Origin of the sequence: Virgibacillus pantothenticus (assembly GCF_018075365.1) — a bacterium.
Lineage (GTDB): Bacteria > Bacillota > Bacilli > Bacillales > Amphibacillaceae > Virgibacillus > Virgibacillus pantothenticus.
In genome coordinates this window covers 4,235,243-4,248,880 of the sequence record NZ_CP073011.1, presented here as the reverse complement: position 1 = coordinate 4,248,880, position 13,638 = coordinate 4,235,243, and the positions used below count along the sequence as shown (strand labels likewise).

General features: G+C 39.4%; 12 protein-coding genes. All 12 read left to right on the top strand.

What is annotated here, in order from left to right; translation table 11 throughout:
• Positions 1-14 precede the first annotated feature (14 nt).
• Entirely contained in the window at positions 15-1,646 is a 1,632-nt protein-coding gene (locus KBP50_RS19725; protein ID WP_050350985.1) for a peptide ABC transporter substrate-binding protein, read from the top strand.
• Between the two features lie 69 nt (positions 1,647-1,715).
• Positions 1,716-2,714, top strand: coding sequence for a C40 family peptidase (locus KBP50_RS19720; protein WP_232231365.1), 999 nt, complete (start codon positions 1,716-1,718; stop codon positions 2,712-2,714).
• Positions 2,668-3,627, top strand: coding sequence for an ABC transporter ATP-binding protein (locus KBP50_RS19715; protein ID WP_050350987.1), 960 nt, complete (start codon positions 2,668-2,670; stop codon positions 3,625-3,627). The genes KBP50_RS19720 and KBP50_RS19715 overlap by 47 nt, the downstream gene beginning before the upstream one ends.
• Positions 3,628-4,371: 744 nt before the next feature.
• Positions 4,372-5,589 (top strand): stage II sporulation protein D, encoded by a 1,218-nt coding sequence (gene spoIID / locus KBP50_RS19710; protein WP_128743324.1) that lies wholly within the window; start codon positions 4,372-4,374, stop codon positions 5,587-5,589.
• 565 nt (positions 5,590-6,154) lie between these two features.
• On the top strand, positions 6,155-7,033 hold the full coding sequence (gene spoIIQ / locus KBP50_RS19705) for a stage II sporulation protein SpoIIQ (protein WP_050350988.1): 879 nt from the start codon (positions 6,155-6,157) through the stop codon (positions 7,031-7,033).
• Positions 7,034-7,638: 605 nt separating this feature from the next.
• The gene (spoIIID, locus tag KBP50_RS19700; RefSeq protein WP_050350989.1) at positions 7,639-7,926 is read left to right on the top strand and encodes a sporulation transcriptional regulator SpoIIID; all 288 of its coding nucleotides are present in this window, start codon (positions 7,639-7,641) and stop codon (positions 7,924-7,926) included.
• 576 nt (positions 7,927-8,502) lie between these two features.
• Positions 8,503-9,504 carry a rod shape-determining protein gene (mreB, locus tag KBP50_RS19695; protein WP_050350990.1) on the top strand — a complete coding sequence of 334 codons (1,002 nt, stop codon included), beginning with the start codon at positions 8,503-8,505 and terminating at the stop codon, positions 9,502-9,504.
• A gap of 33 nt (positions 9,505-9,537) precedes the next feature.
• Positions 9,538-10,341, top strand: coding sequence for a flagellar hook-basal body protein (locus KBP50_RS19690; protein WP_050350991.1), 804 nt, complete (start codon positions 9,538-9,540; stop codon positions 10,339-10,341).
• 15 nt (positions 10,342-10,356) lie between these two features.
• Complete coding sequence (locus KBP50_RS19685; protein ID WP_050350992.1) at positions 10,357-11,184, top strand: flagellar hook-basal body protein; 828 nt, start codon at positions 10,357-10,359, stop codon at positions 11,182-11,184.
• 207 nt (positions 11,185-11,391) lie between these two features.
• Positions 11,392-11,745, top strand: coding sequence for a DNA-directed RNA polymerase subunit beta (locus KBP50_RS19680; RefSeq protein WP_232231364.1), 354 nt, complete (start codon positions 11,392-11,394; stop codon positions 11,743-11,745).
• Between the two features lie 555 nt (positions 11,746-12,300).
• Complete coding sequence (gene fabZ, locus KBP50_RS19675; RefSeq protein ID WP_050350993.1) at positions 12,301-12,720, top strand: 3-hydroxyacyl-ACP dehydratase FabZ; 420 nt, start codon at positions 12,301-12,303, stop codon at positions 12,718-12,720.
• 411 nt (positions 12,721-13,131) lie between these two features.
• The gene (locus KBP50_RS19670) at positions 13,132-13,398 is read left to right on the top strand and encodes a hypothetical protein (protein ID WP_050350995.1); all 267 of its coding nucleotides are present in this window, start codon (positions 13,132-13,134) and stop codon (positions 13,396-13,398) included.
• Positions 13,399-13,638: the final 240 nt, after the last annotated feature.

Sequence of the window (13,638 nt, the reverse complement as noted above, 5' to 3'; positions counted from 1 at the left end):
AAGGGGGAGAGTCGATGAAGAAGGGCTTGCTTTACTTAATGGGAGTCTTGGTATTTCTTGTTTTAGCTGCTTGTACAGCGAAAGAAAGTGCTGGTACAGAAGAGGAAAATGGAGCAGCAAATGAGAAGAAAGCGGAAGGGGAGAAGATCCTTCAGCTGAATAATGGGGAAGAGCCAACGTCTTTTGATCCAGCAATAGGGTTTGATAATGTTTCTTGGAACGCATTAAATAATTTGATGGAAGGGCTGACTCGACTAGGAGAAGACCATACACCGCAGCCAGCAGTTGCCGAGGAATGGGAAGTTTCCGAGGATGGAACAACATATACGTTTCAGTTACGTGAAGATGCTAATTGGTCCAATGGCGATCCGGTCGTAGCAGAAGATTTTATTTATGCTTGGGAGCGATTGTTAAATCCTGAAACAGGTTCATCAGCTGGATTTCTCGGTTACTTTATTAAAGGCGGAGAAGCTTTTAATAGTGGGGAAGGATCTGCAGACGATTTAGGAATAACAGCAGTGGATGAAAAGACACTTAAAGTAGAATTGGAAAACCCAACAGGATTCTTCTTACATGTATTAACAAATCCAGCTTTTTTTCCAGTAAATCATAAAGTAGCTGAAGAAAACCCAGAGTGGCATGCTGAAGCAGAGTCATTTGTTGCAAATGGACCGTTTAAGCTGGAATCCTGGGAACATGATAATGAGATGATGTTTACGAAAAATGAAGAATACTGGGATGTGGATAATGTACGCTTAGACGGCGTCCATTGGGTGATGGTCAATGATATTAATACGGAATATCAAATGTTTGAACGAGGAGAGTTAGATTCAGCCGAAATCCCTGCAGAATTATCCGATCAGGTAATAGATGGTGATAATGTGCAGATTGTTGATCAAGGTGGGTTAGAGTTTTATCGATTTAATGTTACCGAGGAGCCATTTCAAAATGCAAAGATAAGAAAGGCGTTCGCTTTAGCTGTTGATCAGGAAAATATCGCTGAATATGTCGTGAAAAATAAGGTGAAGCCTGCTCATGGGTTTGTCTCTCCAGGGTTTACCAATCCTAGTGGAGAAGACTTCCGTGATGTTAATGGAGAGATCGTTTCATTTGACCCAGAGGAAGCAAAGAAGCTATTGGAGGAAGGGATGCAGGAAGAAGGGTATGAGGAGCTTCCGAAAGTAACATTGTCCTATAATACGGAAAATGTTAATAAAGATGTAGCTGAAACAATTCAAGGGATGCTCAGTGAAAATATTGGGGTAGATGTGGAACTTGAAAACACGGAATGGAATGTTTTTTTAGAAGACCAAAAGGCTTTGAAGCACCAATTGTCCAGAAGTTCTTTTTTATATGATTATGCGGATCCAGTTAATTTCTTAGAGAGTTTTATTACAGGCTCTTATATGAATCGCACTGGCTGGTCAAATGAAACCTATGATGAATTAATAGTTAATGCAAAATCAGAAGCAGATGAAGCAAAGCGTTGGGAGTATATGTACGAAGCTGAAAAAATGCTTGCTGAGGAAATGCCGCTATTTCCAATTCGATATTATAATCAGGTAGAAGTATTACAAGAAGGAGTTACGAACATACTGCGTCATCCAGTAGGGTACCTTGATTTAAAGCATGCGGATAAACAATAACAGCATGAAGGGGACTTCGATAATATCATTTGATAGAGTCCCCTTTTGAAAAAAATGGGAGGGTAAATGGTGACTGAACAAACGTTTGATCAAACAGAGCGAGAGATTTATGTTGCCAGTGTTTCCGTAGCTACTGTATGGACAGATCCATCATCTGCTAGAGCGATAGATGAGCTTGCAATTAGCAACCCAGCTAACGTGGATGAATGGGTGAACCAACTAGATGATACACAAAAACTTGCGTTATGTGACGAAAATCGAATTCAAACGCAATTACTTTATGGAGAACGGGTCATGGTAACGAAGCGAACCGGAGATTGGGCTCATATTGTTATACCTTCCCAACCATCCCGTAAAGATAACAGAGGTTATCCGGGTTGGGTACCTGCTTGTCAAATAAAGAAAATGAATATCGCAGACTGGCAACAGCCAGTAAAAGCAGTAATTCGATCCTCATTCGCTTGGTTAACCTTTGACCATCAAGCCGCAATAAGTTTAAGTTATTTAACTATTTTACCAGTGAAAGCACATCATGAAGATGCGGTTACTGTCATTACACCACATGGTATTGGATATGTAGATACAAATGATGTCGAGCTATTTTCTAACATAGATGGTGTTCGGTATGGGAATGGAGAAGCAATTGTAGCGGTTGCCAAAAAATATGTAGGTCTGGAATATTTCTGGGGCGGGATGAGTACTTTAGGCTTTGATTGCTCTGGTCTAGCCTATGCTGCCCATAAAGCAAATGGGTACCAGATTGCTAGAGATGCAGGGGATCAAGCGACTGCCGGAATAGAAGTTCCATTAGAGAAGCTTCGACCTGGTGATTTACTTTTCTTCGCCTATGAAGAGGGAAAGGGGCGAATACACCATGTTGGAATTTATAGTGGAGACGGAACAATGTTACATGCCCCACAAACCGGAAAAGGAATTGAAAAAATAAGCATTGCAAATACAATCTATGAAACAGAGTTATGTACTGCTAGGCGCTATTGGCGGGAAGGGGGAACGGTACAAAATGGCGAAAGTAATCCTCGAAGTGAATCGTCTGCAGAAGTTTTTTGAGATTAGCAGAAATCAAACGCTACAGGCAGTCAACGATGTATCATTTCAGATAAGTCAAGGTGAGACCTTCGGGTTAGTTGGAGAGTCTGGCTGTGGTAAATCCACTATCGGACGAACAATTCTTGGATTATATGATAAAACCGCTGGTGAAGTTCTTTATGATGGCAAGGACATCCATGCTTTAAAAGAAAATGAAAAATTCCAGCTACACCGGAAGATGCAGATGATTTTTCAAGACCCTTATGCGTCATTAAATCCGCGCTCTACAGTGCAAGAGATTATTTCTGAACCAATGGAAGTGCATCACATTTATCGCCACAAACAGGAGATAAAAGAACGTGTGTATCAATTATTAGAAGAAGTTGGGCTGCAGCGAGAGCATGCTAATCGATATCCGCATGAATTCAGTGGCGGTCAACGCCAACGGATTGGCATTGCTAGGGCACTCGCTTTAGAACCTGATTTTATTATTGCAGATGAGCCTATATCGGCATTGGATGTTTCCGTACAGGCTCAAGTCGTGAATTTGTTGAAAGAAATTCAAAGTGAAAAAGGGTTAACGTTTTTATTTATTGCCCACGATTTATCCATGGTGAAACAGATTTCTGATCGGATTGGAGTGATGTATTTAGGAAATTTAGTTGAACTTACTCAAGCAGACGTGTTGTATGAAAGTCCGCTCCATCCTTATACGAAGGCACTACTATCTGCGATTCCGATTCCGGATCCAGTAGTGGAAGAAAAGAGGGAACGGATTATATTGCAAGGAGAATTACCAAGTCCCATTAGCCCACCGAGCGGGTGTGTGTTTCGGACGAGGTGTCCAAGGGCAATGAATATTTGTGAACAACAAAAACCATCATTCCGAGAAATAGAGCCGGAACATTATGTTGCTTGTCATCTTTATCAATGATGAAGATAGCAAGCAACTTCGGCAAAACCGTGTATACTTAACATGATAAGGGGTTGAAGTATGTTTATTTAGGTAAAAACAGAATTACCCAATAATTACAGATGATGCATATCCCCGTTCTGGATATATACTTCGCGCACTTAGGGTAGCTAGTGAGCTTCATCACGCTAACGCACTGCACTTGCGGGGTCTAACCGTTGCCCTTCCTTTCGTAGGAGTCTTTCCGCAGCAATTTAGTATATCATTCGCCTTTGGAGTTAATAGCATCATTATGTCCCAACCTCATTGCATCTTTCTCTTCCTGTGAGGTGATTGCCCTCGCTTGGCATCCTTGTTGTGTTACGCTTTCTTTTATCCCGCATATAAAGGCTGTAGACTCCCGTTTTAGGAGTTGGATAATCTGTACAGCAACAAGCCTAAGTAAGATAACAGCTACCTAAATGCCCTATTTTGTAAGAGGCCTTTAGGTCATACCTATGGAACTAACAAGCTTGTGGGAGATGAACGAAAACCTCCACGGCTTGAAGATTCTCTTTATAAAAGACGATTGCCTACCCCCTCTTTTTCCCCTCTGGTCAAATTCAAAAGTTTGCTTCCTCCAATCATTACATTACCTAACACTATTATATTGTAAATTTTAACAATACATTGTCCTCGCCTAATTTTTGGTTCTATTTTAAAAAACTCATGTATATATATCTTAATAGGACTGCTAGATTAAAATCATGTTGAAGGGGGTAGGCAATGAAACCTAGCAAATATTCAAAGAAAAGCGGATCTAAAGAGTGGAAGAAACGAAACGCACTATTGATGAAAAAAGTAAAAGCCAAGCAGCAAAATTCTATGCAGCAAAAACAATTAGTAAGACAGCCGCTAGCAAATAAAAAACAATGGCTTGCGCCCAAAAAACCTTATTATTTACAAAAAAAGTCAAGGCAGCTGCTGTGGAAAGTTCCTTCTGCCATTTTGTTAGTTTGCTTAATCACGATTATCCTTGTGGTCCCAACATTAATTGTTGTTCCCTATAGTAAGGGTGACGAAAAGGCGGCGAAAGCTCCACCAACAGCACATCGTGACAAAGCTCCTAAGCAAGATATCGAGTTAGGTAATTCCCCTTTCTCTGTGTCTGTTATGCGCTCCGGAGTAAACAAAGTGGAAGGTATCCCCTTAGAAGAGTATGTAGTTGGTGTTGTAGCTTCTGAAATGCCGGCAGATTTTGAACCAGAAGCATTAAAAGCACAGTCACTTGCTGCAAGAACATATATCGTTAACCAAAAGCTGCATGGCGGATCTGCCAAGAAAGATTCCGATGTCACGGATACGGTCCAGCATCAAGTATATAAGGACGAAGGACAATTACAAAAGCAGTGGGGAAGTGATTTCGATTGGAAAATGAAAAAGGTGAAAGAAGCGGTTTCGGAAACAAAAGGAGAAGTATTAACATATAAAGACGCACCAATTACCCCTGCTTTTTTCTCTACTAGTAATGGATATACGGAGAATTCTGAGGACTACTGGGAAAATAAGCTGCCATATTTACGTAGTGTGAAAAGTCCCTGGGATGAAGAATCACCTAAGTTTTTAGATCAAAAGACGTTTTCATTACAGCAATTGGAGGAAACATTAGAGGTGGACTTACCGAATCAATTTCCGCTTCCTGTTAATATAACCCGAACAGACAGCAATCGTGTGGAAGAACTTCAATTAGCAAAGCATGCTTTCTCTGGCAGAAAAATTAGAGAAAAGCTAGAATTGCGCTCCAGTGATTTTACTATCGAACAAAAAAACAACCACTTTATCTTTACAACGAAAGGGTTTGGTCATGGGATAGGAATGAGTCAATACGGGGCAAATGGTATGGCGAAAGAAGGAAAAACCTATCAAGATATTGTTCAATATTATTATCAGGATGTAAAAATAAGCACGATCAATGATACAGCCCCAACTCTCGTCGCAAAATAGGCGAGGTTTTTTTATTCCGAACGTAAGGCGCCGCAAAACTCTAACTGTCCACTTATGTTAAATTAGGGGGATATTGAGAAACAATGGTTTTTAATAGGTTACTTCGCATGATTAGTAGTAAAATCTACCTTCTATCCTACGAAGTAAACTTTAGGAAGATAAGTTTAAGACCCAACTGCAAATCAAATGTTCAATTTAGTTAGAGTCGTTTTAGATTACAGTACTTAACCATCAGGGAAGGTACAGAACATGCAATTGGTGGAAAATTGACTTTATTTTTATAGTACAAATGACAAACAAACACGTAAACAAGCTTCTATCATTAAGCTTTTCTTCACATAAAGTAGTTGGGTAATGTCTTTCGATTCTATTAAAGCGATATGTTGGATGCTCCCTAATATTTGCAGGGCTAAGCTGTGTATCTTCCATTTTAGACAAGTATTGAAAACGAATCTTCTTAATTTCCCCTTATTTTGCGAAAAAATACGGTAAAATCCAAAATATTTTTTGATAGATGTATATAAATTCCTTTTTCTGATCAGAATGATTGTTGAGGTGATGATCTATGAAAGAGGAAAACAAAGGGACTTCAAAAAATAAGTGGAGTCGGATTTTTCGTAAAAAATGGTTCTTCCCAGCTGTCTATTTAACGATTGCCGCTGTATTGTTATCTGTTGTTGTTTGGTATCAAAACATAGACAATCAAGTACCTGATGCTCAAGAAGAAACAGATGAATTTATTCCAGCAGAGCATGGAGAAAGAGCTGAACCTGTGTTAGAACAACAGGAAACGATACAAATGCCTGTTACAAACCCAGAAGAAGCAGAAATCGTAACTAAATTTTATGATTACAATGCTGAACAAGAAGAGCAAGAACAAGCATTGGTTTTGTACAACAATAAATATTATGAAAGTGATGGAGTGAATATTGCTTCTGCGAGTGGCGAATCATTTGATGTTGTCGCAGCTTTAAGTGGTGAGGTTACAGAAGTGAAAGAAGACCCATTACTTGGAAATGTTGTTGTATTGGCCCATGAAGATGATGTAACCACCTATTATGCAAGCCTTGAAGAAGTAAATGTCAAACCAGGATCTGAAGTAAAGCAAGGTGACACATTAGGGATAGCAGGAAAGAGTGTATTCGCTAAAGACAGTGGAACCCATGTTTACTTTGAGTTACGCAAGGACGATAACGAGGTTAATCCAGAAGCGTACTTCAATCAACCAGTAAGTAGTTTGAGCAAAGTAACAGAGGAAAAATCTGAAGATGTAGATGCACAAAAAGAAGCGGAACAGTCTGAAAATGATGAAGCTGAAGGAGAGCAAGGAGACGAGCCTTCTTCTGAGGAAGCTGAAGATGCGAACGAAAAATCAGATAAAGAATCAGATGAAGCAGATAATCCAGATGCAACAGAAGAAATGGACCCAGAATTAAACAGTTAATGGATACGTCTGCTTATTGCTTCAGCAAGCAGGAGCGCCTTTGATGACCCTATCAAAGGCGTTTTCTATGTTTCTAGGTAAGCTTTAGTTGCTCCATTTTTATCCCGCTGTAAGACTCCAACTTCAGGAGTTGGATAATCTGTACACAAACAAGTCTAAGTAGGAGATAGCAGCACCTAAATGTCCGGTTCAAAAGCCTTAGTTCATACCATTACGGTACTAACAATCCGTAATGGATGAATGAAAAACCCCACGGATTGAAGTTTCAGTTTATCTTAGTTTTTTAGAATTGGCTTGTCTAGTGTGCACAAGGTGGTTTTTTAAGCATAATCCTTCTCCCATCATAATAAACTTATACAAACCAATAAAACAGAAGTGTCTGAGGTGAAGAGCATATGGGGATGTTAATCAGTCTGACAAACGTAGCTATTGTACTTTTTACAGGTTTAAAATACAGAATTTTTAATCTTTTTATTGATGGCAAGATTATACGTCTACATAAAATTTCAACAGGATAGGAGCCCTAACTTTCATTCAAACCAAATTATAAAACACCTGTCTCAAACGATCACCTCAGAAATATACAACTCAGGGAGGCGAACGGTGTGCATGATTACATCAAAGAACGAACAATCAGGATAGGAAATTATCTGGTGGAGACAAAAAAAACAGTTCGCGTTATAGCGAAGGAATTTGGTGTTTCTAAAAGTACAGTTCATAAAGATCTAACGGAAAGATTACCAGAAATAAATCCGGAATTAGCAAGCGAGGTAAAAAAAATCCTTGAACATCATAAGGCAATTAGACATTTGCGAGGGGGCGAAGCAACAAGGAAGAAATATAAAGTGGATGCAGAATCAGCAAAAAAAAGAGAAGTGAAGCCAGTAGGATAAGCATATCATTCCTCTTCTAGGAAAAGTATATACAGGATCGAAACGATATATGTAAGTAGCTGTTGTTCAGTGGAGGGGAAAAAATCACTTCCACTGAATTTGTTTTTTTATAAAGAGGATGCAGCATTTAGGTGGGTTCAAAGATAATCTTAATATAAGTAAAGGAATTTTAGGTGAATGTTTTCCTTTCTTATAAAAATGATGAATTTGCTATAGCTTTCATTACATGAATAGTTCCTGCTCTGGCATTTTTTTCTTAGGGAAGTAAGGTATCAACTGATTACTGGATTTATATGGAAATTAGCCGAAGTTCACATTTCAAGCTAGCTGCCTTATTTTTTACAATGTCGGTATAGAGGGTGAATCCGATTTTTTCGATTTTAATGTGGGACGTCTCGTTAAAAGGCAATGACGCATGTAATTTTGCAAGTAATGCCTATTCTGATATAGTATCCGACGTTTTTTTACAAAATTTAAATAAACTGCAGTTAAAAGTAGATAATTGTGTTAAAATAGTATATTAGAAGCAGTATGGACAAAATAAGATATAGTATGTAATTAGGAGGATATTAGCCCATGTTTTCAAGGGATATAGGAATCGATCTTGGGACAGCCAATGTCTTAATTCATCTTAAGGGAAAAGGGATTGTGTTGAATGAGCCGTCTGTGGTTGCTATGGATCGGAATACAGGAAAAGTGTTGGAAGTTGGCGAGGAAGCAAGGAAAATGGTAGGTCGGACACCTGGAAATATTGAAGCTATTCGACCATTAAAGAATGGCGTAATTGCCGATTTTGATGTTACGGAAGCGATGCTCAAACATTTCATTAATAAGATTAATGTAAAGGGCTTGCTATCAAAACCAAGAATTTTGATATGCTGTCCGACAAATATTACCAAAGTGGAGCAAAAAGCCATTAAAGAAGCTGCCGAAAAATCAGGTGGGAAAAAGATTTATTTAGAAGAAGAACCTAAAGTAGCTGCTATCGGTGCAGGAATGGAAATATTCCAGCCGAGTGGGAATATGGTCGTTGATATCGGTGGTGGTACAACAGATGTTGCTGTACTATCCATGGGGGATATTGTAACGTCTGAGTCCATCAAAATGGCCGGTGACAATTTTGATAGTGAAATTCTTCAATACATAAAGAAGAAATATAAACTGTTGATCGGTGAGCGAACGGCAGAGGAAATAAAAATTAATGTCGCTACCGTATTTCAAGGCGCGCGTAATGAAGAAATGGAAATTAGAGGGCGTGATATGGTCTCTGGTTTGCCGCGAACTATTAAAGTAAACTCCAAAGAAATTGAAGAAGCATTGCGTGAGTCTGTCTATCTTATTGTACAAGCAGCAAAATCCGTCTTAGAACGTACACCTCCAGAGCTTTCTGCAGACATTATTGATCGAGGTGTTATATTAACTGGAGGCGGCGCATTAATTCATGGCGTTGATGAGTTATTGGCAGAAGAATTAAAGGTTCCTGTATTTATTGCGGAAGAGCCAATGAATTGTGTAGCTAAGGGAACCGGTATCATGTTGGAAAATATCGACAAAGTAGATCGGAAAAAAGTTATTTAAGTTTTCTAGATACAAGAAAGGGAGGTAACGCCAGTGTTAAGGGGCTTTTACACAGCTGCTAACGGTATGATTGCGCAACAACGGCAGCAGGAGGCTTTTGCTAATAATATTTCCAATGCTAATACCCCCGGTTATAAAGCAGATCAAACAACTTTGCGCGCTTTTCCTGAAATGTTGATGAATCAAATGGCAGGAAAAGAGCTTCCTATACAAAATAAAACATATGTACCTATTCAACAGCCGATCGGTTCTTTAAATACGGGAGTGTACGTACAGGAAATGATTCCGAATTTTAACCAGGGAGACATCCAAGAAACAGGGATTCCCACTGACTTTGCACTAGTGCAACGCAATTTGCCTGATGAAACTGGAGCATTGTTTTTTACGGTGCAAAATGAAGCTGGAGATGTCCGATATACACGAAATGGAAACTTTACAGTAGACGGTGCGGGCTTTTTAGTGACGAATGAAGGATATTATGTTTTAGATGTGAATGGAGAACCTATTGCAACGAATGATAAGGATTTTACGGTGACCAATGATGGTCTATTGCAGACTGCTAATGGGGCGATTCCATTAGGGTTTGCCTATGCAGCTGATGCAAATACAATGGTAAAAGAAGGAAATGATTTGTACACTGGAGATGTGGAAGCTGTGCCAGCGGATGCAACGTTTTCTGTAAAACAGGGTTTTTTGGAGAGATCTAACGTAGATACTTTACAAGCAATGACACAAATGATGGAATCTTACCGACTATTTGAAACAAATCAACGAGTGTTAAAGGCGTATGATCAAAGTATGGAAAAAGCAGTTAGTGAAATAGGACGTTTAGTCTAAAGGGGAGAGAATAGCATGTCACGAGCAATGATTCAGGCTGCAGTAACAATGAATCAACTGCAACAAAAATTGGATGTCATAGGTAATAACATGGCTAATAGCCAAACAACCGGCTATAAAAGCAGACAGGCTAATTTTTCCTCGCTGCTTTTTCAACAGATGGATAATTTGTCGCATCCTGCGAATACAGCCGGAAGACAGACTCCAGATGGTATACGAATCGGATCTGGAGCAAGATTAGGATCGATCAATGCGAATTTGCAATTAGGTTCGTTACGTGAGACAGATCGCAGCTTGGATACAGCTTTGTTAGAAATGAACCATTTTTTCCAAATTGAAGCAACAGACAACGGAGTAACAGAAACACGTTATACTCGAGATGGAGCATTTTATTTGAGTCCTGTTAATAATAATCAACAAGTGATGCTCGTTGATCGAGATGGAAATCCAGTACTAGGCGTAGATGGCCCCATTCGTATAGCTTCTGGTTTTGATGACATTTCTGTGCAGCCAAATGGACAAATACTTGTCAAGCGAGGCGACGAAACGGAAACCGTCGGTACACTTGCTATTGTTGAGGCTTTACGTCCAGATTTGCTTGAAGCTGTCGGAGAAAATGCATTCCGTTTACCTAATATAGCAAATACAGAGGCAGCATTTGCTGATGTAATCCAGCCAGCAGCTGGAAATCAGATACTCCAAAGTGGTACCTTGGAAGCGTCTAATGTGAATATGTCCAAGGAAATGTCTGACTTAATTATGAGTCAACGTGCTTACCAGTTTAATGCAAGAACCATTTCTATGAGCGATCAAATGTCTGGCCTGATTAACCAGATGCGCTAGGTTTTAATCCTTGATGTAAGGTGTTGTAAGCTCCTCACTTAAGAACTAAAGACAAATACAAAAAGTCTAAGTGGGAGGATACAACACCTACATCTTCGTTCGTTTAAGGGTTATACCCTTGCATTACTAACAGTCAGTATAGGAAAAAGAACTCCACTGATTGCAGATTCACTTTATATTTAAGGTAAACAGTAAGGAGAAACAAATATGTCCATTCAACCACAAGATCCAACTTTCAAAGGCAAATATAATTCATTTATGAAAGCATGGAAACAACGATGGCAAGAAAAGCATCAAGAAGCTAAACATCATAATGAGCCAAATGGGCAGAATAGGGTCAAGCAACGAAGTAAGCAAACGGAAAATAAAAAAAATAGACGCCCAAGAGTGCGCATTTTTCCAATTTGGCTGCGTATTATTGTTACTTTACTACTTTGTATCATTGCCTTAGTTGTTGGATTAATGATTGGCTATGGAGTCATTGGAGATGGAGTGCCAACAGATGTCTTAAAGACAGAAACGTGGCAGCATATTATTGATATTGTTACGAAACCAAATTAAGCAAGCACCTAGTCTTATAGCGGCTCAGGTGTTTTTTTACCAGATAAGCAAGTATAAAATGATGTGCTTGGGGATAACGAAATAACCGAATAGCCACGTCCGGCGCATGAGCCCAGCAACTAGGCGACTTTAGAAATGCGCCCTACGATAAGGCCTCATCGGTTCGTCGCTAAGGGGAAGGTCGACTAAAAACGGGCTTGCCGCTCAGGCGTCGGCATACCCCTGTTTTTAGTGGCATGATTCCTTTATCTTTAGTTGATTCGTTCCATTGTTATGTTGCTAAACGGGCGCTTGCGCCTTTGTTCCACTATAGGAAAGTATAAGATTTTTTTGGTTTATAGTATAAGAAAAACAAAGGCTTCCGCCATAAGAATTGGCGACAAGCCAAGTTTTTCTAACCTACTGAAGGAGCTTAATTCTATTGGATGTGGACAAATTATCGTCAAGCCTGTATTCCAGGGGTTAAGGCAACTTTTCAAAACTGAAATTTCTGGTTGAGCTTTTAGATAAATGTTGCAATAGAATTAAAATTAAACAAGAAAAGAGGTTTTTCATATGAATATTGAACAAATTAAAGAGATTATTCCACACCGCTATCCATTTTTACTAGTAGATCGAGTAACAGAAGTAGAAGAAGGAAAGCGTGTTGCTGGTTTGAAAAATGTAACAGCGAATGAACCTTTTTTTCAAGGGCATTTCCCTGAGTATGCTGTGATGCCGGGTGTGCTTATTGTTGAGGCTTTGGCACAGCTGGGGGCAATTGCCATGCTGGGAAAAGAAGAAAATCGTGGAAAGATCGGTTTTTTAGCAGGAATAGACAATTGTCGATTCAAACGCCAAGTCCGCCCGGGAGACCAATTGCAAATGGAAGTGGAAATTCTTCGATTAAAAGGACCAATCGGAAAAGGGAAAGCAGTTGCTACTGTAGATGGAGAGTTGGCTTGTGAAGCTGAAATTATGTTTGCCATAAAATAACGGCTCATTTAATCTGAATGTAAGCGGGAGATAACCGCAGCTCCATTCCTGATTCGTTAGCATTGGGTGGGATATTGATTGCAGTAGGTATAACAACAGGACAAGGAAAACTCGGAAGCGACGCATCGCACGCAGAAAAAGCATTCTTCTTTTTTAAGGATGGATAAGCTATGTCAGCAAAACAAGGCATCCATAAAAAGCGGTTTTTCTTTTTCCATGACGTCTGGGCACTAGCCTTCACTCCGCTAATTCGTGTATGCAAACTCCTATTGGATGAAATTTCACTATATAGGTCCATTTTTTAAAAATATTATGTGAGGAATAATTAGCTGAAAATGGATAAAAAAGAGTATGACTTCTTCTAAGTTGGTTAAGCTAAAAAACGAACCAATTAAAAAGGAGGAAATACACATGAAATCAAAGCTTCTCGTGAAACTTGGCGCTTCCGCCATTGCTTTATCACTCATTGCGGCTTGTGGCACAGATGATAATCAAGACCCTGCAGAAGATGACGCTCCGATGCAGGAACAGGAAAATAATAACGATCAGCCTGCTGATGATAATGGTGGAGCGAACGAAAACGACCAAGAACTACAGGATGAAGACAACGGTAATACAAATGGTAATGGCGATATGATGGAAGATCAAGACAAGAAAAACGAAGAAGGAAATCAATAATATTGCTTGAGTTTGTGTTTAATACAGAGGGGAATAGCACAGATATCGACGCCACCTAAGTCAACGTGCTCTTGCTGTCTAGTTGTCGATACTAGCATGCTCTGAGTACCGACTTGATTGTGGTTGCAAAGAAAAGATAGCATCTGGATTCTGAAGTCGCTAAGGTAAGGGTTGAACGATGATGAATCCGGTGTTTCCCCTTAACAGATTTGAGCAATATTATAGTGCAAATAGTTCTTT

Coding starts and splice junctions, on each gene's coding strand:
- KBP50_RS19725 (WP_050350985.1), top strand. CDS start 15: ATGAAGAAGGGCTTGCTTTACTTAATGGGAGTCTTGGTATTTCTTGTT.
- KBP50_RS19715 (WP_050350987.1), top strand. CDS start 2,668: ATGGCGAAAGTAATCCTCGAAGTGAATCGTCTGCAGAAGTTTTTTGAG.
- spoIID (WP_128743324.1), top strand. CDS start 4,372: ATGAAACCTAGCAAATATTCAAAGAAAAGCGGATCTAAAGAGTGGAAG.
- spoIIQ (WP_050350988.1), top strand. CDS start 6,155: ATGAAAGAGGAAAACAAAGGGACTTCAAAAAATAAGTGGAGTCGGATT.
- mreB (WP_050350990.1), top strand. CDS start 8,503: ATGTTTTCAAGGGATATAGGAATCGATCTTGGGACAGCCAATGTCTTA.
- KBP50_RS19685 (WP_050350992.1), top strand. CDS start 10,357: ATGTCACGAGCAATGATTCAGGCTGCAGTAACAATGAATCAACTGCAA.
- KBP50_RS19680 (WP_232231364.1), top strand. CDS start 11,392: ATGTCCATTCAACCACAAGATCCAACTTTCAAAGGCAAATATAATTCA.
- fabZ (WP_050350993.1), top strand. CDS start 12,301: ATGAATATTGAACAAATTAAAGAGATTATTCCACACCGCTATCCATTT.
- KBP50_RS19670 (WP_050350995.1), top strand. CDS start 13,132: ATGAAATCAAAGCTTCTCGTGAAACTTGGCGCTTCCGCCATTGCTTTA.